The following is a 20,432-nucleotide window of genomic DNA, read 5'->3' on the forward strand; positions in this document are numbered from 1 at the left end:
GATGGGAGACACAGCAGCACCGCGCATCTGTGACCTCCTGGTGAAGGGCGGACTTGTCGTCACCTTGGACGAAACCGATCGCATCATCGCGCGCGGGGCCGTGGCCGTCGCAAACGACCGCATCGTCGATGTCGGCGATGACGACGAGATGGCGAAGCGTTGGTCGCCGGCGCGTACCATCGATGCGCGCGACCGGCTGGTGATGCCGGGGCTGGTCAACGTTCACAATCATACGCCGCTGATGATCACCCGGGGCATGATCGAGGATCTCGGCTTTGCGCCGATGTTCACGGCCGGAATTCCGCAGGGACATCGGCTGACCGAGGGCGAGGCTGCCGCCTTGTCGCGGCTCGGCGTCTACGAAATGCTGCGGACGGGTTCGACGACGATTGTCGATTTTTACCGCTATCCGGAGGCGCTGGCCAAGGCTCATTCCGAACTTGGCTCCCGCGCGGTCATCGCCGGCCGGATCCACGACGCCGATCCGGAGGCTCTTACCCAGAAGCGTTACGAATATTCGGCCGCGATTGGTGCGACGAGCATCGCCGAGAACGTCGCCCTGGTCGAACGCTGGCAAGGCCATGACAATGGCCGGATCAGGTGCGACTTTGCCCCGCATGCGCCGGACACCTGCTCGGACAATCTGCTGCGTGAGGTCGCCGATCTCGTGGAACGGTATGGCGGCAACGTTCACACCCACGTTTGTCAAAGCCCGATCGAGGTGGCTCAGACGCAGGCCCGTAGCGGCCGGTCGCCGGTCGAGGTGCTTGAGGCCGCCGGCCTGCTCAACCAGCGCCTGATTGCAGCGCATTGCATCCACGTGACGGCCGATGATGAAGCCGCGCTCGGAGCGGCGAAGGCAACCATGGCCTATACGCCGATCGGCAATGCCAAGACCGGCCGGATCGCGCCAGCGGCATCCATCGCGCGCCACGGCGCCCGCATGGCGTTATGCACCGATACGTTTTCCGGCGACATGTTCGAGGCGATGCGCTGGGCTGTCGCAATGCAGCGGATACGCGGTGAAAAGGACGGATTGAACGCGCGTCTGGCGCTTCGCTGGGCCACACAGGGCGGAGCCGAAGCGCTCGGACTGGGCGATGACATCGGTTCGATCAGCGTGGGAAAAAAGGCGGATCTGGTGTTGCTCGATCTGTCTGAACCGACGCTCGCGCCTGTCATCGACGGCCTTGGCGCCCTGGTCTGGTCGGGCAACGGCAACAACGTGAAGACCGTCATTGTCGATGGCCGTATCGTCATCGAAGACGGACGTTTGCAGAATGCTGATGGCGCCGAGCTGGTTCGCGAGGCGCAGAAGGTTGCGGAGGCGCTGTGGGCTCGACACAATGTCACGCCCGTCAGGCAAGCCCATCCGAACGCCGCCCTGGGATAACCGTCATGCGCAAGCGCCTCGGCATGATCACGCCATCCTCCAATTCGGTGCTGGAGCCCGTCACCAGCGCGATGCTGCATGGCGTGCCTGACGTCACCGCGCACTTTTCGCGTTTTCGGGTGACCGAGATCGCGCTCGACGCCGCTGCGCTGAGTCAGTTCGACGCCTCGGTGATGTTGCCGGCTGCGGACCTTCTGGCTGATGCCAAGGTCGATGCCATCGCCTGGAACGGCACCTCCGCAAGCTGGCTTGGCATTGGCCGCGACAGGAGCCTTTGCGAGGCGATCACGGCGCGCACCGATGTGCCCGCGACGACCTCGACGCTGGCATGTATCGATGCTGCCCGCGCGCTTGACGCCCGGCGCGTTGGGCTCGTCTCGCCCTATACCGACGACGTGCAGCGGCGCATCGCCGATGTCTGGGCCGAGGAGGGCGTCGCGCCGCACGCCGAGCGACACCTCGGCCTGCGCGACAATTTCTCCTTCGGCGAGGTCGTGCCCGCTGATATCGCGGACATGATCCGCGCGGTGGCAGCGGAGGGCGCCGACGCCGTCGTCATCCTCTGCACCAATCTCGACGGTGCGGCGCTTGCGGCCTCGCTCGAACGGGAGCTCGATATCGCCGTGCTCGACTCTGTCGCGGTCACGCTGTGGCGAAGCCTCAGCCTCGCCGGTGGCGACGTCGCGGCCCTTGGAGCATGGGGCCGGATATTCCAGACATCAGCATTGATGAAGTGACGGAGACAGCAGTGACGCAGTTCGATCTCGCTATTCGCGGCGGCACCATCGTGACGGCAAGCGACGGGTTTCGCGCAGACATAGGTATTCGCGACGGCCGGATCGTCGCCATCGCCGACAGCATCGAAGGCGCGACGCGCGAGATCGACGCGACCGGGCTGCTGGCGCTGCCGGGCGGGATCGACAGCCACGTCCACATCTCCCAGGCCCAGGGTCCCGACGTCGTGATGGCTGACGATTTTGCCTCGGCGACGCGTGCGGCGGCGGCCGGCGGCAACACCATGGTGCTGCCCTTCGCGCTCCAGGAGAAGGGGACGTCGCTGCGGACCTGCGTGGAGAACTACCGCAAGCTCGCCGAGGGCGAGTGCTACATCGACACCGCCTTCCACCTCATCATCTCCGATCCGACTGCCGTCGTGCTCGGGCAGGAGCTGCCGGCGCTGGTCAAGGACGGCTATACCTCGTTCAAGGTGTTCATGACCTATGACGATCTTGTACTCAACGACAAGCAGCTGCTCGAGGTGTTCGACGTCGCGCGCCGCGAGGACGCGCTGGTGATGGTCCATTGCGAGGGCTATGACGCCATCCGCTTCCTCACCACGAAACTCGAACGTGAAGGCCAGATCGCGCCCTATTATCACGGCACTTCGCGGCCCCAGGCCGTCGAGCGCGAGGCGACGCATCGCGCCATCAGCCATGCCGAGGTGATCGGTGTCCCCATCATGATCGTCCACGTCTCCGGGCGCGAGGCGATGGAGCAGATACGGTGGGCCCAGCAGCGCGGCTTGCCGGTGCACGCGGAGACCTGTCCGCAATACATCACGCTGACGGCCGACGACATGAAGGGCCTGAACATGGACATATCAGGCGCCAAGTATGTCTGCTCGCCGCCGCCGCGCGATGTCGAGAGCCAGCAGGCGATCTGGGAGGGCATCACGTCAGGCGTGTTTCAGACCTTTTCGTCCGATCACTGTCCGTTCCGCTACGACGATCCAAAGGGCAAGTTGACGCCGAATGCCCGCACCTCGTTCCGTTGGGTGCCGAACGGTATCCCCGGCGTCGAGACGCGGCTGCCGATCCTGTTCTCCGAAGGCGTGTCGAAGGGCCGCATCACGCTGCAGAAGTTCGTGGAGCTGACCGCGACCAACCACGCGCGCATCTATGGGCTCTATCCCCGCAAGGGCTCGATCGGGGTCGGCTTCGATGCCGACATCGTGCTGTGGGATCCGAAGCTCAAGAAGCCGATCCAGCAGGCCGACCTGCACCACGGCTCCGACTACACGCCCTGGGAAGGTCTTGACGTCACCGGCTGGCCCGTCACCACCATCGCGCGGGGGCGGGTGGTGTACGATCAGGGCGGGATTGTCGGCGACAAGGGCGCGGGCGAGGTCCTGAGCCGTGGCAAGTCCAGCCTAGTGTGACGGAAGATGGTTTCTATTTTGCGGTCACGGCGCGTGCCGACAGCGTGACGAGGCACATCAGCGCCGCGAGCATCCAGAATGCCATCGGCAGCCCGGCGGCGTGGGCGACAAAACCGATGCCGGCAGGGCCAACCAGAACACCGGCGTAGCCGGCGGTGGTGATCGATGCCACGGCGAGCCCCGTGGGCATTGCGGTCTGCGTCGCCGCACCGCGGAACAATACCGGCACGAGGTTCGAGGCGCCGAGGCCGATGAGCAGGAAACCGGTGAGGGCAATGGCCTTGCTCGACGCGAGCAGCAGCACTGCAAGGCCCGCGACGGCAAGCAAGCTTCCCCCGACCAGCGTCGTGCGATCGCCGATGCGCGCGACGACGGCGTCGCCGCCGAGCCGGCCAACGGTCATCGCGATCGAGAACACGATGTAACCGATCCCGCCCTGGGCCTCGCTGACGAGGCCCGTGCCGATGACGAGCAGCGCCCCCCAGTCGAGCATCGCGCCCTCGATCAGGAAGGTGATGGCGGCCAGCATCGCCAGCAACAGCACGATGCCATGCGGCAGCACGAACAGCGGCCCCTCCTGCGCCTGTGCCCTGCGCAGCAGGCGCGGCCAGGCGAGCGCCATCGCGATCAGCATCAGGACGGAGCAGATCAATGCGCTCGCGAGCGGTCCGAGATGAAACGACAACAGCGCCGTCATCACGGCGGATCCGGCGAACCCGCCAATGCTGAAGAGTGCATGAAAGCCCGACATCAGCGGTTGTCCCGCCGCGCGTTCGACCTCGACGGCATGGATGTTCATGGCGACATCGATGGAGCCGAGCGCAGCCCCGAATGCGAGCAGTGCCAGGGCTAATGTCACGGGCGTGGCGGCGACGACCAGCAGGGGCAAGACCAATGCGAGGCCGATTCCGCCCGCGATGATGATCGGCTTGGTGCCATGGCGAGCGCTCAAGATGCCGGTGGCGGTCATCGCGATGACCGAGCCGATACCGAGGCTGAGCAGCAGCAGGCCGAGGACCGCGTCATCGACCGAGAGCCGCTCCTTCGCGAACGGCACCAGCGGCGCCCAGCAGGCAAGGCCGAAGCCGGCGACCAGGAACGAGAGGCGCGTGGCGAGCCGCGTCGCCGGCCGGTCGGCTGAGGTCATCAGTGAAACTCCGGGAAGGAAGCGAAGCGCGCGATCGCGGGCGAGGCGTGTGCTTAGAACATCAACCCGGAGTGAGCACCAGAGTTTCGCCGGCGCCGTGTGTTGACGAATTGTATCATTATGATGTCGTTCGAAAGCTTGCAGAGGAGGCAATGAGCTTCCCTTACTTGCGTGGTTGACGTGCGACGATTCCGCATGGCCGTTCGGCTTTTGCACGGCGCGGAATGGAGGCGTACGGCATGAAAGCTGCTTGGCTGGCAAATCGGCGCAAGGCTGAGCTATGTTGCGCGCGCCGACACGCCCCTGAAGCTGCGATCCCCCCAGCCTCGCCAAGAAATTTGAAGAAATCAGGAACTCGCTGATGCGTATCGTCAATGTTGCCGCCGCCCAGATGGGCCCGATCCAGAAAGCCGACAGCCGCGAGGCCGTGGTCAAGCGCATGATCGCGCTGATGGACGAAGCCAAGGCCAAAGGTGCCGATCTGATCGTCTATCCGGAATTGGCGCTGACGACGTTCTTCCCCCGCTGGTATGTGGAGGATCGGGCCGAGTTCGACAGCTGGTTCGAACGCGAGATGCCGAGCGCTGCGACCAGACCGCTGTTCGAGCGTGCGGCGCAGCATCAGATGGCCATGAATTTCGGCTATGCCGAGCTGACGCCCGACGGCCATCATTTCAACACGGCAATCCTGACCGACAAGTCCGGCAAGATCGTCGGCAAATATCGCAAGGTCCATTTGCCGGGCCATGTGGAATACGACACCAATCGGTCGCACCAGCACCTGGAGAAGCGCTATTTCGAGCCGGGCGATCTCGGCTTCAACGTCTGGCGCGAGCTGGGCGGCATCATCGGCATGGCCATCTGCAACGACCGCCGCTGGCCGGAGACCTATCGTGTCATGGGCCTGCAGGGTGTCGAGATGGTGCTGATCGGCTACAACACGCCGTCAGTGAATGCGGAGCGAAGCGAGGAGGGCGTCGAGAAGCGCCTGTTTCATAACCGTCTCTCCGTGCAGGCCGGCGCGTATCAGAACGCGACCTGGGTGGTCGCAGTGGCCAAGGCCGGCGTCGAGGACGGTCATGCGTTGTTTGGCGGCAGCCTGATCGTCGATCCCAACGGCGAGATCGTTGCCGAAGCCAGGACCGAACAGGACGAGCTCCTGGTCCACCCTTGCGACCTCGATGCCACCACCTTCGGCAAAACCACGATCGTCAACTTTGCACAGCACCGCCGCATCGAGCATTACGGTCTGATCACCAGCCGTACCGGCGCGGTGCCGCCGCCGGAGAAATGATGCCGATGGTTCCTGAAAATTGGCAATCATTTCGCTCAGGCTTATCACGGAGTGCCTCATGACTGAACCCACTTACGATCTGATCATCCGCGGCGGCCGCGTCGCCACCACGACCGATGTGTTCGAGGCCGATGTCGCCATCTCCGGCGAGACCATTGCGGCGATCGGCCGCGGGCTTCCGCCCGCCAAGCGCGAGATCGATGCACGCGGCAAGCTGGTGCTGCCCGGCGGCGTCGACAGTCATGCGCATATCGAGCAGCTGTCTGCCGCCGGCATCATGAATGCCGACACGTTTGAAAGCGCGACCGTGTCGGCGGCCTTTGGCGGCACCACCACGGTGATTCCGTTCGCGGCCCAGCACGTCGGCATGAAGCTGCCGCAGGTGGTGGAGGACTATCACGCACTGGCGAAAAAGGGCGCCGTGATCGATTACGCCTTTCACATGATCGTCGCCGACGCGACCAAGGAGACGGTCGAGGAGCACATTCCGGCGCTGGTGAAGCAGGGGCACGCCTCGATCAAGATCTTCATGACCTACGACCGGCTCAAGGTCGACGACGAGCCGCTGCTCGACATTCTCCTCGCCGCACGCCAGTCCGGCGCAATGTTGTGCGCCCATGCCGAAAATCACGGCATCATCGCCTGGATGGTCAAGCGCCTGCTCGCGCGCGGCTACACGATGCCGAAATACCACGCCGTCAGCCACGCGCGCGTCTCGGAGGCGGAAGCCTTCACCCGGCTGATCGGCATGGCGGCGCTGATCGATCAGCCCATCATGATCTTCCATGTCTCGACCGCCGAAGGCGCCAAAGTCATTCGCGATTCGCGCGGGCAGGGGCTCAAGGTGTTTGCCGAGACCTGTCCGCAATATCTGTTCCTCACGGCTGATGATCTCGACAAGCCGGGCGCGGAAGGCGCCAAGTGGATGTGCAGTCCGCCGCCGCGCACGTATCAGGACCAGGAGGCGCTGTGGCAGGCGCTGTCGCTCGGCGATCTCCAGACCATCTCATCGGACCACGCGCCGTATCGTTACGACGAGACCGGCAAGCTGCGCGCTGGCCCCAATCCGAACTTCAAGCAGGTCGCGAACGGCCTGCCGGGACTGGAGCTGCGGCTGCCGCTGCTGTTCGACGCGATGGTGTCGAAAGGACGGCTCGGCCTTGAAAAGTTCGTCGAGCTGACCGCGACGGCGCCCGCAAAGATCTACAATCTGCATCCGCGCAAGGGTTCGATCGCGGTCGGCGCGGATGCCGATATCGCGATCTGGGATCCCAATCGCGAGACCACGATCGCGGACGAGATGATGCACGATCTTGCCGGTTACACGCCGTTTGCGGGCCGCAAGCTGAAGGGATGGCCGGTGTCGGTGCTCTCGCGCGGCCGCGTGATTGTCGATGGCAACAAGTGCCTTGCCAGCGCCGGCAGCGGCAAATTCCTGGCCCGGAGCGGCGGCGAGGCGGCAAAGCCGACGGGCCGGCTCGTGGCGGACATGGATCCTGAGCGGAATTTCGGGGCAAAACTGCTGTAACGCCTCGCGCATTCTTGGCTCGGTCTCGTTCGTGCTGCTGCGCAACGACGGGCCAAAAGTCGATGAGAACCCGCTGGCGGACATGCGGTTACTGGCATACCATTTGCACGCTAATGGGCTCGGTTTCACCTGCCCTTGGCCAATGAGCGGCCGGCATCACGGCACTACTGGGAGGATTTCATGGATCGCAGGACCGTATTGAAGGGACTGGCCGGCGCGGGCGGTCTGGCGTTATCGGGTGGCCTCTCGGCGCCTGCGATCGCGCAAGGCGCCTCGGCCCGCACCCTGCGTTTCGTGCCGCAGGCCAATCTCGCCAATTTCGACCCTATCTGGGGCACGCAATATGTCGTGCGCAATGCGGCAGCGCTGGTCTGGGATACGCTCTACGGCGTCGATTCCTCGCTTGTGCCACAACGCCAGATGGTCGAATCCGAGGAAGTGACCGACGATGGCACGACCTGGACCTTCAAATTGCGGCCGGGGCTTAAATTCCACGACGGCGAGCCGGTGCTGAGCAAGGACGTCGTCGCGAGCCTCAATCGCTGGGCTGCGCGAGATCCCATGGGCCTGATGCTCAAGGCGATCCAGCAAGAGCTCACGGCCGTCGACGACCGCACCTTTAAGTGGGTGCTGAAGCAGCCCTTCCCCAAGCTGCTCTACGCGCTTGCCAAGAACAACGCGCCGGTTGCCTTCATCATGCCGGAGCGCATCGCGCAGACCGATCCGTTCAAGCAGATCAGCGACTATGTCGGCTCCGGGCCGATGAAGTTCGCCAAGGGCGAGTGGGTCCCCGGCGCGAAAGCCGTGTTCGAGAAATTCGCCGACTATGCGCCGCGGCAGGAAAAAGCATCGTGGCTCGCCGGCGGCAAGCAGATCCTGATTGATCGCGTCGAATGGATCGTGATGCCGGATCCGGCGACGGCTGCGGCTGCGTTGCAGAACGGCGAGGTCGACTGGTGGGAGAACCCGATTGCCGACCTCGTTCCGGTCCTGAAGAAGAACAAGAACATCAGCGTCGATATCGGCGATCCCCTCGGCAATATCGGCTCGTTCCGCATGAACTTCCTGTATCCGCCGTTCAACGACGTGAAGGCGCGGCGTGCGGTGCTGATGGCGATGAGCCAGGAAGACTATATGCGTGCGCTCGTTGGCGACGACAATTCGCTGTGGAAGCCGCTGCCCGGTTTCTTCACGCCGGATACGCCGCTCTACACCGAGGCAGGTGGCGAGATCCTCAAGGGCAAGCGCGATCTCGACGCGGCCAAGAAGCTGCTCGCCGAGAGCGGCTATTCCGGCCAGCCCGTGACGTGCCTGGTGGCGCAGGATCAGCCGATCACCAAGGCGCTCGGCGACGTGACCGCGGATCTCCTGAAGCAGCTCGGCATGAATGTCGACTTCGTCGCAACCGATTGGGGCACGGTCGGCGCGCGCCGTGCGGTGAAGACGCCGCCGGGACAGGGCGGCTGGAACATGTTCCACACCTGGCATGCGGGCGCGGATTGCATCAATCCAGCGCCCTACACCGCCATTCGCGCCAACGGCGACAAGGCCTGGTTCGGCTGGCCGACGAGCCCCAATACCGAGAAGGAAGTCTCGTCCTGGTTCGAAGCCAAGAATCTCGATGAGGAGAAGGCGGCCATCAATCGCCTCAACAAGGCGGCGCTCGATGACGTCGTCTACGCGCCAACCGGCTTCTTCCTGAGCTACACCGCCTGGCGCAAGAACGTCTCCGGCATCGCCAAGGGGCCGCTGCCGTTCTTCTGGGGCGTATCGAAATCCGCATGATCCTGCACTGAGGCCAGATGCTCTCCTATATCCTCCGGCGCATCGTCTCCACCTTGCCGGTGATGGCGATTGTTGCACTGTTCGTGTTCAGCCTGCTCTACATCGCGCCGGGCGATCCCGCCGTGGTGATTGCAGGCGACCAGGCGAGCCCGGAGGATGTAGAGCGCATCCGCCAGAGCCTCGGCCTCGATCGGCCCTTCCTGATCCAGTTCGGAAGCTGGGTCTGGCGCATCCTGCACGGCGATCTCGGCACCTCGATCTTCACCAACCTTCCGGTCTCCACGATGATCGGGCAGCGTCTCGGACCTACGCTGTCGCTGATGACCGTCACGCTTCTGCTCACGATCGTGGTCGCGGTGCCGCTGGGGGTGGTCGCGGCTTGGAAGGCGGGCAGCTTCATCGATCGCGCCATCATGGCGTTCGCCGTGTTCGGCTTCTCGTTGCCCGTCTTCGTCGTCGGCTATGTCCTTGCCTACATCTTCGCACTGGAACTCGAATGGCTTCCGGTGCAGGGGTACACGCCGCTCACTGAGGGCTTCTGGCCGTGGCTGCAAAACCTGATTCTGCCGGCGATCGCGCTCGGCTGCGTCTATATCGCGCTGGTCGCGCGCATCACCCGCGCCACCATGCTCGAAGTTTTGCAGCAGGACTATATCCGCACCGCGCGCGCCAAGGGGATGGGGCAGGGCGGCATCCTGTTCATCCACGCATTGAAGAACGCGGCGGTGCCGATCGTGACCGTGATCGGGATCGGCATCGCGCTGCTGATCGGCGGCGCGGTCGTGACGGAGAGCGTGTTCGCGATCCCCGGCCTCGGCCGCCTCACGATCGACGCGATCCTGCGGCGTGACTATCCCGTCATCCAGGGCATCGTGCTGCTGTTCAGCTTCGTCTACGTCCTCGTCAATCTGATGATCGACGTCACCTACACGCTCGTTGACCCGAGGATCCGCTATTGACCGATACGACCGTCAACCCGCAGTCGCTCCCGGCCGGCCTTGTCCTCGCGCCTCAATTGCCGGAGATTCTTCGGCCTGTCGTGATCCGGCGTGGCATCGTCGGCTTTTTGCGTGGCCATCCGACGGTCGCAATCGGCGGCGCGCTGCTGCTCGCGTTGATCCTGATCGCGGTGTTCGCGCCCTATCTCTGGACAGTCGATCCGACCGCGCTCGCGCCTGCCAAGCGCACGCGCGCACCATCGGCAGCCTTCTGGTTTGGCTCCGACGTGCTTGGCCGCGACATCTATTCGCGCGTGCTGTTTGGTGCACGGGTGTCGCTCACGGTCGGCCTCTCGGTGGCGGTGCTGGCCTCTGCCGCCGGGCTCGCCATCGGCATCGTCTCCGGGTTCATTCGCTGGGCGGACGGCATCTTGATGCGCTTCATGGACGGGTTGATGTCGATCCCGCCGATCCTGCTGGCGATCGCGCTGATGGCCTTGACGCGCGGCAGCGTCGGTAACGTCATTCTGGCGATTACCATCGCCGAGATCCCGCGGGTTTCCCGTCTTGTTCGAAGTGTGGTGCTGTCGCTGCGCGAGCAGCCCTATGTCGATGCGGCGGTGGCCTGCGGCACACGCACGCCGATGATCATCCTGCGCCATATCCTGCCCAACACGCTGGCGCCGATGCTCGTGCAGGCGACCTACATCTGCGCCAGCGCCATGATCACCGAGGCGATCCTGTCCTTTATCGGCGCCGGCACGCCGCCCACCATTCCGTCCTGGGGCAACATCATGGCCGAGGGCCGCGCGCTGTGGCAGGTCAAGCCCTATATCGTGTTCTTCCCGGCGGCGTTCCTGTCCGTCACCGTGCTCGCTGTCAACCTGCTCGGCGATGGTCTTCGTGATGCGCTTGATCCGCGCATGGCCAAGAGCCTCTGATGCGGCGGAGTTGATCGCGATGGCGTTGCTCGAAGTCGAGAACCTGCAAACCCACTTCCGGACGCCGAGCGGCATCAACCGCGCGGTCGATGGCGTGTCGTTCCATGTCAACGAAGGCGAGACGCTCGCCATCGTCGGCGAGTCCGGCTGCGGCAAGTCGGTGACCTCGATGTCCCTGATGCGGCTGATCCCCGAGCCGCCGGGCAGGATCGCGGGCGCCATTCGCTTCGCGGGCAAGGATCTCTTAAAACTCTCGGATCGCGAGATGCGCGCGATCCGCGGCAACGACATCTCGATGATCTTTCAGGAGCCGATGACCAGCCTCAATCCGGTGCTGACGGTCGGTCGCCAGATCCGCGAGACGCTGATGATCCATCAGGGTCTGGACCAGCAGGCCGCCGAGGCGCATGCGATCGAAATGCTGACGCTGGTCGGCATTCCCGAGCCGAAGCGGCGCGTGCGCGAATATCCGCACCAGCTTTCCGGCGGCATGCGCCAGCGCGTGATGATCGCGATCGCGCTCGCCTGTAATCCCAAGCTTCTGATCGCGGACGAGCCGACGACCGCGCTCGACGTGACCATCCAGGCGCAGATCCTGAAGCTGATGCTGGACCTGAAAAGCCGCGTGGGTGCGGCGATCATCCTGATCACCCACGATCTCGGCGTGGTCGCCGAGATCGCCGAGCGCGTCATGGTGATGTATGCGGGCCGCAAGGTCGAGGAGGCGCCGGTGGCCGAGCTGTTCCGCTCGCCGCGTCATCCCTATACGCAGGGCCTGCTTGGCGCGGTGCCGAGGCTGGGCTCTTCGCTGACCGGTGCCGCGAGGCGGCTTGCCGAAATTCCCGGACAGGTGCCCGATCTCCGCAAGCCCATCACCGGCTGCGTCTTCGCGGGCCGCTGCGCGCTTGCGACTGATCTCTGCCGGCAGTATGCGCCGGGGCTTGAAGAAAAGGCGCCTCGCCATATCGCCGCCTGCCACTACTCCGCCAAGGGGGCAATCGCGGCATGAGTCCTCCGCTGCTCCAGGTCAACGACCTCAAGAAGCACTTTCCAGTCAACAAAGGTCTCTTCGGCCGTAAGTCCGAATGGGTCTATGCGGTCGACGGCGTCTCCTTCGAGATCGCGCGCGGCGAGACGCTGTCGCTGGTCGGCGAGTCCGGCTGCGGCAAGTCGACGGTCGGCCGTGCCATCCTGCGGCTATTCGACGTGACCTCCGGCCAGGTGATCCTGGACGGCCAGCGCATCGACGACGCGCATCCGAGCACGATGCGTCAGCTGCGGCAACGCATGCAGGTGGTGTTCCAGGATCCGTTCTCGAGCCTCAATCCGCGTATGCGCGTGCGCGACATCCTGGCCGAGCCGATCCGCAATTTCGGCCTCGCTAAATCTGCGGCCGATCTCGAGACCCGTGTGACGGCGCTGATGGACACGGTGCGCCTGCCGCGGGAAGCGCTCAACCGCAGGCCGCACGAATTCTCCGGTGGCCAGCGTCAGCGCATCGGTATTGCACGGGCGCTCGCGGCCGAGCCCGAGCTGATCGTCTGTGACGAGGCGGTCTCGGCGCTCGACGTCTCGGTCAAGGCGCAGATCGTGAACCTGCTGCAGGATTTTCAGCGCGAGTTTGGCCTCGCGCTGCTGTTCATCAGCCATGATCTCGCGATCGTCGAGCACATGACCCATCGCGTCGCGGTAATGTATCTCGGCAAGATCGTCGAGGTCGCGCCGCGCCGGGAGATCTTTGCCGCGCCCAGGCATCCCTACACCAAGGCGCTGCTCTCGGCGGTTCCGTTGCCGGAGCCCGGTGCGCAGCGCAATCCCATCATCCTCGGGGGCGACGTGCCGAGCCCAATCAATCCGCCGAGCGGGTGCCGCTTCCACACCCGCTGCCCCTACGTGTTCGATCGCTGCCGGACGGAAGAGCCGCAGCTTCGCTCAGTCGAGGGCGAGCAATGGGTGGCCTGCCACCTCGATGCGCTGCCGGCGGGATGAAGAGATAGCTAGAGCGTTTTCGAGCGAAGTGGGTACCGGTTCGCGTAAAGAAAACGCGTCAAACCAAGAATCTAGAGCCCCGTTCCGATTCCATCGGAACGGAAAGGGTCTAGCCGATGCTGCCCAGCGCCCGGCGGGATGGAGCGGTGGAGTTGGCCGGGCTGCGCTTGAGTTTTTGGGCGCCTTCGAGGTGCCGGCGCAGCAGCGCCGCAGCAGCCTCGTTCTGGCCGGATTCGAGCTGATCGAGAATGCCGAGATGCTCGCGGCAGTTCACGATCACGCGCTCATGGCCGAAGGTCCAGTCATAGTTGCCGAAGCGCCGCAGCCGGTTCTGCTGCTGAACGGCGACCAGCAGATAGCGGTTACCTGATGCGGCGGCGAGGCCTTCATGGAAGGCCGCGTTCATCTCGTAGAGCGCGATGCTGAGCGTGTCGCTCCACGGCATTGCCAGCATCTCCTGATGACGGCGGCGCATCTCGGCGGCCCATGCCGGATCAAGCCGGAAGCCCGGCTCGAGCAGGCCGGCGGGCTCGATCAGAAGGCGGTAGCGATAGCTTTCGTCGCGCGCCTGCGTATCCCCGAGCGTCGGCTGGAAGCGCCAGCCATGCCCCGGCTTGCGCTGCACGGCGGCAACTTCGGCGAGCTTGGCGAGCACGCGCTGCACGACGGGCCTCGTCGTATCGTAGCGCTGCATCAGGTCGCGCTCGGACACCTCGTCGGGCAGCCGCTTGGCGCGGCGATCGCGCGCGATCGCAAGGAACAGCCGGTCGGTCTCGTCGGGGCTCGGCTTCGGCGGCGCCTTGTGCGGAACAGGGGTCGTGTCGGTGACGAAATAACCACGGCTCTCGCCGGCACGCACGAGCTTGCGCCGCGCCAGCAGCTTCAGCGCCGCACGCACCGGCGTGCGCGAGACCTGGAGGCGCTCGGCCAGCGCGACTTCGGCAAGGCGGGTCCCCGGCGCAAGTCCCTCGCTTCGGATCAGGTCGATGATCCCTGCGGACAATTCGCGCTGGAGCCGGCTTGGGGGCGTCCTTTCCAGGGCTGATTTCAAGGTTGAAGATTTTTGTTTCATGTCATCACGAAGTACATTAGGCTCTCTCGGAAAGCAAAAGGAACTTCAAAAGGAACCTGGCGTCCCATGGTCGAGCCCTTTCCCCTGATCGAAATCTCCGGTCCGCCGCGCGAACGTGGACGCCAATACGGGCAGAAGGCCGTGGCCCGCATCAAGAAGGGGACATCGCACTACTTCGCGCAGTTGAAGGAGCTTTCGCTCGATGCGAAGGGCGTGGCCGAGCTGGTGCGGGATTATCTCCCCGTCATTGAGGCGTTCGAGCCGAGCTATATCGAAGAGATGCGCGGCATCGCCGAAGGCGCCGATATTCCGTTCGAGGATATCGTCCTGCTCAACGCCCGCACCGAGATCATCAAGCTTGCAAACCCGGCGGTCCGCGCGCGGCTGAAGACGCCGGAAGATCCGGACGGCTGCACCGGCGTCGTCGTGATGCCGCAGGCAACCGCCAGTGGTCGCCTGATCCATGCTCAGAACTGGGACTGGAAGCGCGAATGCGCCGAGACCGCGGTGGTGCTGAAGGTGCGGCGCGACGATGGCCCGGATCTCATGACCTTCACCGAGGCCGGCGCACTCGGCCGTTGCGGCTTCAATGCGGTCGGCATTGCGATCACCGCAAACTATCTCCAAAGTGACCGCGACTACCGCCAGGCCGGCGTGCCGCTGGCGCTGATCCGCCGCAAGGTTCTGGAGTACGAGCACCTGGCGCTCGCGATGCGCGCGGTCTATAGCACCAGGAAATCCGCGGCGAACAACATGATCGTAAGCCACCGCGAAGGCGTTGCGATCGATTTCGAGTGTGCGCCGGATGAGACCTTTCAGGTCCACCCGCAGGACGGACTTCTGGTTCACGCCAATCACTTCGTGAGCCCGGTTGCGCTCGGCAAGTTGAAGGACACCGGCGTCGCCGAGACGCCCGACAGTCTCTACCGCGACATCCGCGTTCGCGATCTGCTCCGGCCCCATGTCGGCCGCATCACCTTCGACACCGTCAAGGATGCCCTGTTCGACGAGTTCGCTTATCCCTGGTCGGTCTGCCGCCCGCCGCGCCGCAATCTCAGCAACAATCTCAGCGCCACTGTGGCGATGATCCTGATGGAGCCGGCGAGTGGGCTGATGCAGGCGGCACCACTGCCGTCGCTCAATCGCGAGTTCACCACTTACCGGCTCGAGATCGACGAGATCGGGCGGGCGGCGTTTGAGCGGTCGGCTGCGGCGGGGGCGGCGTGATGCGGCGGCGTCGGCCATCGCCGGCATGGGCGGTCGGTCTGGCTGTGCTGGCGCTGTTGGCCACGCTGGGGAAGGCCGGTGCCGAGACATTGCTGAGGACGCGGCTCAATGCCGACATCCGCTCGATCGATCCCGGCACCAATCGCGATGCCAACACGGATGCGGTGGTTGCGCACCTCGTGGAAGGGCTGGTCGCCTTCCGCGACGATACGTCGATCGGCCCGATGCTGGCGGAGAGCTGGACCGTTTCGAACGAAGGCAAGACCTACACATTTCATCTTCGGCAAGGCGTCAAGTTCCACAACGGCGCGACGATGACCGCGGACGATGTGGTCTGGTCGCTGAAGCGTTGGCTCGACCCGGCGACGCAATGGCGCTGCCTCTCCGAGTTCAGCGCCACCGGCATCGCGCGGATCGAAAAGGTTGAGGCGCCGGACCCGCTGACGGTTGCCATTACGCTCGATCAGGCGACGGCGTTGTTCCTCCCGACTCTGGCGCGGCCCGATTGCGGTCAGACCGCGGTCATCCACCGGGATTCCGTCGGGGCGGACGGCAAGTGGATCGCCCCGATCGGCACCGGCCCGTTCAAGCTTGCCGAATGGAAGCGGGGACAATATCTCGATATCGTCCGCTTCGACGGCTATGTCTCGCGTAGCGAGCCGCGCACCGGCTACACCGGCGCCAAGGATGTCAAGGTCGATCGCGTACGCTTCAACGTGATCCCGGACAGCTCGGCGGCGAAGGCCGGCCTGTTGAGCGGCTCGCTCGACGTCATCATGAGCCTGTCGATCCCCGATCTCGAAGAGCTCAAGTCGCGCCCCGAGGTCCAGCTCAGCATCACGCCCGCGCTCGGCCTCACCGGCATCCTGTTCCAGACCAGGGATCCGCTGCTGAAGGATGTTCGGATCCGCCGCGCTATCGCGCTCTCGATCGACACCGCGCAGATCGTCGATGCGGTGACGCAGGGTACTGCGCGTCCCAACAATTCCGCGTTGCCGCTCGGCAGCCCCTTCTACAGCGAGGCGCAGTCGCGCGGCTACGAGCAGAACATCGCGGAGGCGAAGAAACTCCTGGTGGAAGCCGGCTATCGCGGCCAGCCGATCAAGATGATCACCAACAAGCGCTACAGCTTCGTGTTCGACGCCTCCGTGCTGGTGCAGGCGATGGCGCAAGGCGCAGGCATCAATATCGAGCTCGAGGTGATGGACTGGGCGGCGCAGCTCGACCGCTACAATCGCGGCGACTATCAGTCGATGGCCTTCGTCTATTCGGCCCGGCTCGATCCCTCCCTGAGCTTCGAGATGCTGACCGGGCCGAAATCGACGCAGCCGCGCAAGGTCTGGGACAATCCGGAAGGACAGGAGATGCTGCGCCAGTCGATGATGATCGACGACACCGCGAAGCGGCAGGCGCTGTTCGACGAAATGCACAAGCGTTTTATCGCCGACGTACCGATGATCGTGCTGTTCAACGGTGCCGAGCTCACGGCGCTGCGCAAAAGCATCAAGGGCTATGCCGGCTGGCTCTATCCGGAGCCACGGTTCTGGGGCGTCACGGTCGAGTAGGCGAGGGCGCGGCATGCTGGGTTACCTCGCGCGACGGCTGCTCATGACGATCCCGACCTTGCTGCTGGTCGCGATCGGAGTGTTTGCGCTGGTCCGGCTCATTCCAGGCGATCCCGTGCAGGTGATGCTCGGCGATGGCGCCGATCCCGCGCAAGCGGCGCAGCTGCGCGCCCAGCTCGGGCTCGACCAGCCGATCCCTGTTCAGTTCATGCACTGGATCGCAAAGCTTGCGACCGGCGATTTCGGGCACTCCATCACCAACAACCTCGCGGTGCTGCCGCTGATCCTCGATCGTTTCCAGGTCAGCGCCGTCATCGTGCTGGTGGCGGTTGCGGCGGCGGCCTGCATCGCGGTCCCGGCAGGTCTCGTCGCGGCCTGGAAGCAGAACAGCCTGCTCGATCTCTCCGTCGTCGGCGGCGCCACGCTGCTGTTGTCGATCCCGAGCTTCTGGCTCGGTCTTCTGCTGCTGCTGTTGTTCGGGCTCAAGCTGAAATGGCTGCCGGTGATCGGCTATGTCCCGTTCACCGAAAATTTCTGGCAGGCGGCGAGTTTCATCGTCTTGCCGATCGCGACGTTGACCATGGTCGAGATCGGCGTGCTCACGCGTATGGCGCGAGCCGCGTCTATCGAAGTGCTGCGGCTCGAATATGTCACACATGCGCGGGCCAAGGGCGTGCCGGAGTGGCGGGTGCTCGCGCGGCACGTCCTGCCCAACGCCTTCGCGCCGACCTGGACGCTGATCGGCCTCGTGCTCGGCCATCTCCTCGGCGGCATTGCCGTGATCGAGACGGTGTTTACGCTGCCCGGCCTCGGCCGTCTGCTGGTCGATTCGATCTTCGCCCGCGACTATCCGGTCGTGCAGGGCTGCCTGCTGTTCACGGCGATGATCTATGTCGTGGTCAACCTCGTCGTCGATCTCTGCTATCCCCTGTTCGATCCCAGGGTGACGGTGGCATGAGAGTGCGCGCCAACACCGCGATCGGTAGCGTCTTGATGGCGTTCCTGCTCGGCGCAGCTATCACCGGGGCCTTCTGGACGCCGTTCGACCCGCTGCGGATCAATTTGCGCGCGCGGTTGCAGGCGCCGTCGTCGCTGCATTGGCTCGGCACGGATGAATTCGGCCGCGACGTGCTGAGCCGCATCATGGTCGGCGCAGGCGCTAGCGTCGTGATCGCCCTGGTTACGGTGCTGCTCGCCGTTGCGGCCGGCATGGTGATCGGCTGTGCGGCCGGCTACATCAGGGGCTGGACCGACCGCATCATCATGGCGGTCAACGACGCGCTCCTCGCGTTCCCCGGCATTCTGCTGGCGCTGGCCGTCATGATCGTGGTCGGCGCCAACAAGACCGGGCTGATCCTGGCACTTGGCCTTGCCTACATCCCGTCGGTGGTCCGCGTGGTGCGCGGCACCGTGCTGTCGATCCGCGAGAAGGAATATGTCGAGGCCTCGCGCGTGATCGGCAATTCGGAAGTCTATTCGATGATCCGGCACGTAATGCCGAATGCGATCGCGCCGGTCGCAGTGCTCGCGACCAGCATGTTCGGCTGGGTGCTGCTGGCCGAGAGTGCGCTGAGCTTCCTGGGCCTCGGAGTGCCGCCGCCGGCGCCGACCTGGGGCAACATGCTGGCGGCGAGCCGCCCGTTCATGGAGACCGCGGCGTGGCTCTCGATCGCGCCGGGCCTGTGCATTGCGCTGACGCTGCTCGGCATCAATTTGCTCGGCGATTCCTTGCGCGATCGGCTCGACCCCAGGATGGCGCACGGATGACGCTGCTGTCGGTCGAGAATTTGCGCATCGAGGCATCGGCCAGCAAGGCCGCGATCGTCGACGATATCTCCTTCATCGTCGATCGCGGCGAATTCCTCGCAATTGTCGGCGAATCCGGCAGCGGCAAGACGGCGGCCGCACGTGCCGTGCTCGGCCTGTTGCCGCCGGGGCTGCGCAAAACCGGCGGCCGTATCGTGCTCGACGGTATCGATCTTGCCACCACATCGGCGCGACAGATGCGCGCCTTGCGCGGTCCTGCCGTCGGCATGGTGTTCCAGGAGCCGATGGTCTCGCTCAACCCGGCCATCAGCGTCGGCGCGCAAATGGCGGAGGGGCTCGGCCTGCACGAACGGATCAGCAAGCGCGAGATCAAGCGGCGCTGCCTGGACATGCTGGCGCGCGTACAGATCCGCGATCCCGAGCGGACCTTTGAAGCCTATCCGCACGAATTCTCCGGCGGCATGCGCCAGCGCATCATGCTGGCCTCGGTGATGCTGCTGAAGCCAAAGCTGCTGATCGCGGACGAGCCGACCACGGCACTGGATACGCTGACGCAACGCGAGGTGCTCGATCTCATGGTCGGGCTCGCCCGCGATCATGGCACCTCGGTGATGCTGATCACCCACAATCTTGGACTGGTGTCGCGCTACGCTCAGCGCGCGCTGGTGTTGCGCCAGGGCAGGATGGTCGAGACCGGCACGACGCGACAAATCCTGTTCTCGCCGCAGGAGGCCTATACCAGGCGGCTGGTCGAAGCCCTGCCGCGCCGCGGCGCCACGACCAAAGCCCGGCAAGCCGGCGAGCCCCTTGTCAGCGTGCGAGACCTCAAGGTCGGATTCGCCGGGCGGCAGCGGCTGTTCCGCCGCGATACCGGTGTCTCCGCCGTCAACGGCGTCGACCTCGACATCGCCGCGGGCGAAACGGTCGCTGTGGTCGGCGGCAGCGGCTCGGGCAAGACCACGCTTGGCCGTGCCATGCTGCGGTTGATCCCGACGTCGGGCGGCGAGATCAGGTTCCGGGGCAGGGACGTGACGGCCACCGTCGACCGTGAGTTTCGCCTCGCCTCGCAGCTCGTGTTCCAGGATCCTTATTCCTCACTCGATCCGCGCATGCGCGTCGGCGAGATCGTGGCCGAGCCGCTCCGTCACGTCGCACAATTGGCGGTGGGCGAACGTGATCGGCGTGTCGAGGCGATGCTGGAGGAGGTTGGCCTTGGTGGCCTCGGCAAGCGCTGGCCACATGAATTGTCCGGCGGTCAGCGGCAGCGGATCGCGATCGCGCGCGCCATCGTCCGCGAGCCGGCCTTTGTCGTCGCGGACGAGCCGGTCTCGGCACTCGACATGACCATCCAGGCTCAGGTGCTGAAACTGCTCGAGCGGCTCCAGGCGCAATATGGCTTCGCCTGCCTGTTCATCAGCCACGATCTCGCAGCCGTCGAGCAGGTGGCTGACAGGGTCGTGGTGATGCAGGGCGGCCGGATTGTCGAGCAAGGCTCGCGCGACGATATCTTCGACCGTCCGCAGCACGACTATACCAAAGCGTTGCTCGCGGCCGCACCCGTGCTGGACTTTGAGGCGACAGCGACAGTGCGCGCCTCGGGTTGAACGGGAGCAACAGGGGAGCCGTGT

At 64.8% G+C, this 20,432-nt stretch carries 17 protein-coding genes; 15 read left to right on the forward strand and 2 right to left on the reverse strand.

Translation table 11 applies throughout. The features are described 5' to 3' along the window. Nucleotide 1 precedes the first annotated feature (1 nt). The 3 genes from ACLFLU_RS15675 to hydA (ACLFLU_RS15685) are packed head-to-tail and all read left to right on the forward strand — an operon-like array spanning nt 2 to nt 3,551. Entirely contained in the window at nt 2–1,393 is a 1,392-nt protein-coding gene (locus ACLFLU_RS15675) for an amidohydrolase family protein (protein WP_426413067.1), read from the forward strand. A gap of 5 nt (nt 1,394–1,398) precedes the next feature. Next, complete coding sequence (locus tag ACLFLU_RS15680; RefSeq protein ID WP_426413068.1) at nt 1,399–2,130, forward strand: maleate cis-trans isomerase family protein; 732 nt, start codon at nt 1,399–1,401, stop codon at nt 2,128–2,130. Next, nucleotides 2,091–3,551: a dihydropyrimidinase gene (hydA, locus tag ACLFLU_RS15685; protein ID WP_426413069.1), complete on the forward strand. Its 1,461-nt coding sequence runs from the start codon at nt 2,091–2,093 to the stop codon at nt 3,549–3,551. Before ACLFLU_RS15680 ends, hydA (ACLFLU_RS15685) begins: the two co-directional genes overlap by 40 nt. 13 nt (nt 3,552–3,564) lie before the next feature. Here the strand turns inward: hydA (ACLFLU_RS15685) and ACLFLU_RS15690 are convergent, their stop codons facing one another. Continuing rightward, nucleotides 3,565–4,698 carry an MFS transporter gene (locus ACLFLU_RS15690; protein ID WP_426413070.1) on the reverse strand — a complete coding sequence of 378 codons (1,134 nt, stop codon included), beginning with the start codon at nt 4,696–4,698 and terminating at the stop codon, nt 3,565–3,567. Nucleotides 4,699–5,059: 361 nt separating this feature from the next. Between ACLFLU_RS15690 and ACLFLU_RS15695 the strand changes: the two genes are divergently transcribed. The 7 genes from ACLFLU_RS15695 to ACLFLU_RS15725 all read left to right on the forward strand — a co-directional run bounded on the left by ACLFLU_RS15695 (nt 5,060) and on the right by ACLFLU_RS15725 (nt 13,173). Beyond that, a complete protein-coding gene (locus tag ACLFLU_RS15695; protein WP_426413071.1) occupies nt 5,060–5,992 on the forward strand; it encodes an N-carbamoyl-D-amino-acid hydrolase in 933 nt (310 codons plus the stop codon). A gap of 58 nt (nt 5,993–6,050) precedes the next feature. Next, nucleotides 6,051–7,520 (forward strand): dihydropyrimidinase, encoded by a 1,470-nt coding sequence (gene hydA, locus ACLFLU_RS15700; RefSeq protein ID WP_426413072.1) that lies wholly within the window; start codon nt 6,051–6,053, stop codon nt 7,518–7,520. A gap of 180 nt (nt 7,521–7,700) precedes the next feature. After that, nucleotides 7,701–9,305: an ABC transporter substrate-binding protein gene (locus ACLFLU_RS15705; protein ID WP_426413073.1), complete on the forward strand. Its 1,605-nt coding sequence runs from the start codon at nt 7,701–7,703 to the stop codon at nt 9,303–9,305. Between the two features lie 17 nt (nt 9,306–9,322). Continuing rightward, a complete protein-coding gene (locus ACLFLU_RS15710) occupies nt 9,323–10,264 on the forward strand; it encodes an ABC transporter permease (RefSeq protein WP_426413074.1) in 942 nt (313 codons plus the stop codon). Then, nucleotides 10,261–11,184, forward strand: coding sequence for an ABC transporter permease (locus ACLFLU_RS15715; RefSeq protein ID WP_426413075.1), 924 nt, complete (start codon nt 10,261–10,263; stop codon nt 11,182–11,184). Before ACLFLU_RS15710 ends, ACLFLU_RS15715 begins: the two co-directional genes overlap by 4 nt. 19 nt (nt 11,185–11,203) lie before the next feature. Further along, on the forward strand, nt 11,204–12,193 hold the full coding sequence (locus ACLFLU_RS15720; RefSeq protein ID WP_187436929.1) for an ABC transporter ATP-binding protein: 990 nt from the start codon (nt 11,204–11,206) through the stop codon (nt 12,191–12,193). Beyond that, on the forward strand, nt 12,190–13,173 hold the full coding sequence (locus tag ACLFLU_RS15725) for an ABC transporter ATP-binding protein (RefSeq protein ID WP_426413076.1): 984 nt from the start codon (nt 12,190–12,192) through the stop codon (nt 13,171–13,173). Before ACLFLU_RS15720 ends, ACLFLU_RS15725 begins: the two co-directional genes overlap by 4 nt. A gap of 109 nt (nt 13,174–13,282) precedes the next feature. Here ACLFLU_RS15725 and ACLFLU_RS15730 read toward each other — a convergent pair whose 3' ends face one another. Continuing rightward, the gene (locus tag ACLFLU_RS15730) at nt 13,283–14,224 is read right to left on the reverse strand and encodes a GntR family transcriptional regulator (RefSeq protein ID WP_426413077.1); all 942 of its coding nucleotides are present in this window, start codon (nt 14,222–14,224) and stop codon (nt 13,283–13,285) included. Between the two features lie 87 nt (nt 14,225–14,311). Here ACLFLU_RS15730 and ACLFLU_RS15735 point away from each other — a divergent pair, with 87 nt between their 5' ends. From ACLFLU_RS15735 to ACLFLU_RS15755, 5 genes are read left to right on the forward strand one after another with little or no spacing between them, the layout of a single operon-like run. Beyond that, complete coding sequence (locus ACLFLU_RS15735; protein WP_426413078.1) at nt 14,312–15,472, forward strand: C45 family autoproteolytic acyltransferase/hydolase; 1,161 nt, start codon at nt 14,312–14,314, stop codon at nt 15,470–15,472. Beyond that, nucleotides 15,472–17,037 carry an ABC transporter substrate-binding protein gene (locus tag ACLFLU_RS15740; protein ID WP_426413079.1) on the forward strand — a complete coding sequence of 522 codons (1,566 nt, stop codon included), beginning with the start codon at nt 15,472–15,474 and terminating at the stop codon, nt 17,035–17,037. The genes ACLFLU_RS15735 and ACLFLU_RS15740 overlap by 1 nt, the downstream gene beginning before the upstream one ends. A gap of 13 nt (nt 17,038–17,050) precedes the next feature. Next, entirely contained in the window at nt 17,051–17,995 is a 945-nt protein-coding gene (locus tag ACLFLU_RS15745) for an ABC transporter permease (RefSeq protein ID WP_426413080.1), read from the forward strand. Next, nucleotides 17,992–18,804 (forward strand): ABC transporter permease, encoded by an 813-nt coding sequence (locus ACLFLU_RS15750; protein ID WP_426413081.1) that lies wholly within the window; start codon nt 17,992–17,994, stop codon nt 18,802–18,804. Before ACLFLU_RS15745 ends, ACLFLU_RS15750 begins: the two co-directional genes overlap by 4 nt. Next, on the forward strand, nt 18,801–20,408 hold the full coding sequence (locus ACLFLU_RS15755) for an ABC transporter ATP-binding protein (protein ID WP_426413082.1): 1,608 nt from the start codon (nt 18,801–18,803) through the stop codon (nt 20,406–20,408). The genes ACLFLU_RS15750 and ACLFLU_RS15755 overlap by 4 nt, the downstream gene beginning before the upstream one ends. Nucleotides 20,409–20,432: the final 24 nt, after the last annotated feature.

Origin of the sequence: Bradyrhizobium ganzhouense, from assembly GCF_049949285.1 — a bacterium.
Taxonomy (GTDB): domain Bacteria; phylum Pseudomonadota; class Alphaproteobacteria; order Rhizobiales; family Xanthobacteraceae; genus Bradyrhizobium; species Bradyrhizobium ganzhouense.

Excerpts from the sequence above, each read along its gene's own strand:
- ACLFLU_RS15675 (WP_426413067.1), top strand. The coding sequence starts at position 2 with ATGGGAGACACAGCAGCACCGCGCATCTGTGACCTCCTGGTGAAGGGC.
- ACLFLU_RS15680 (WP_426413068.1), top strand. The coding sequence starts at position 1,399 with ATGCGCAAGCGCCTCGGCATGATCACGCCATCCTCCAATTCGGTGCTG.
- hydA (WP_426413069.1), top strand. The coding sequence starts at position 2,091 with ATGGGGCCGGATATTCCAGACATCAGCATTGATGAAGTGACGGAGACA.
- ACLFLU_RS15690 (WP_426413070.1), bottom strand. The coding sequence starts at position 4,698 with ATGACCTCAGCCGACCGGCCGGCGACGCGGCTCGCCACGCGCCTCTCG.
- ACLFLU_RS15695 (WP_426413071.1), top strand. The coding sequence starts at position 5,060 with ATGCGTATCGTCAATGTTGCCGCCGCCCAGATGGGCCCGATCCAGAAA.
- hydA (WP_426413072.1), top strand. The coding sequence starts at position 6,051 with ATGACTGAACCCACTTACGATCTGATCATCCGCGGCGGCCGCGTCGCC.
- ACLFLU_RS15705 (WP_426413073.1), top strand. The coding sequence starts at position 7,701 with ATGGATCGCAGGACCGTATTGAAGGGACTGGCCGGCGCGGGCGGTCTG.
- ACLFLU_RS15710 (WP_426413074.1), top strand. The coding sequence starts at position 9,323 with ATGCTCTCCTATATCCTCCGGCGCATCGTCTCCACCTTGCCGGTGATG.
- ACLFLU_RS15720 (WP_187436929.1), top strand. The coding sequence starts at position 11,204 with ATGGCGTTGCTCGAAGTCGAGAACCTGCAAACCCACTTCCGGACGCCG.
- ACLFLU_RS15725 (WP_426413076.1), top strand. The coding sequence starts at position 12,190 with ATGAGTCCTCCGCTGCTCCAGGTCAACGACCTCAAGAAGCACTTTCCA.
- ACLFLU_RS15735 (WP_426413078.1), top strand. The coding sequence starts at position 14,312 with ATGGTCGAGCCCTTTCCCCTGATCGAAATCTCCGGTCCGCCGCGCGAA.
- ACLFLU_RS15740 (WP_426413079.1), top strand. The coding sequence starts at position 15,472 with ATGCGGCGGCGTCGGCCATCGCCGGCATGGGCGGTCGGTCTGGCTGTG.
- ACLFLU_RS15745 (WP_426413080.1), top strand. The coding sequence starts at position 17,051 with ATGCTGGGTTACCTCGCGCGACGGCTGCTCATGACGATCCCGACCTTG.
- ACLFLU_RS15750 (WP_426413081.1), top strand. The coding sequence starts at position 17,992 with ATGAGAGTGCGCGCCAACACCGCGATCGGTAGCGTCTTGATGGCGTTC.
- ACLFLU_RS15755 (WP_426413082.1), top strand. The coding sequence starts at position 18,801 with ATGACGCTGCTGTCGGTCGAGAATTTGCGCATCGAGGCATCGGCCAGC.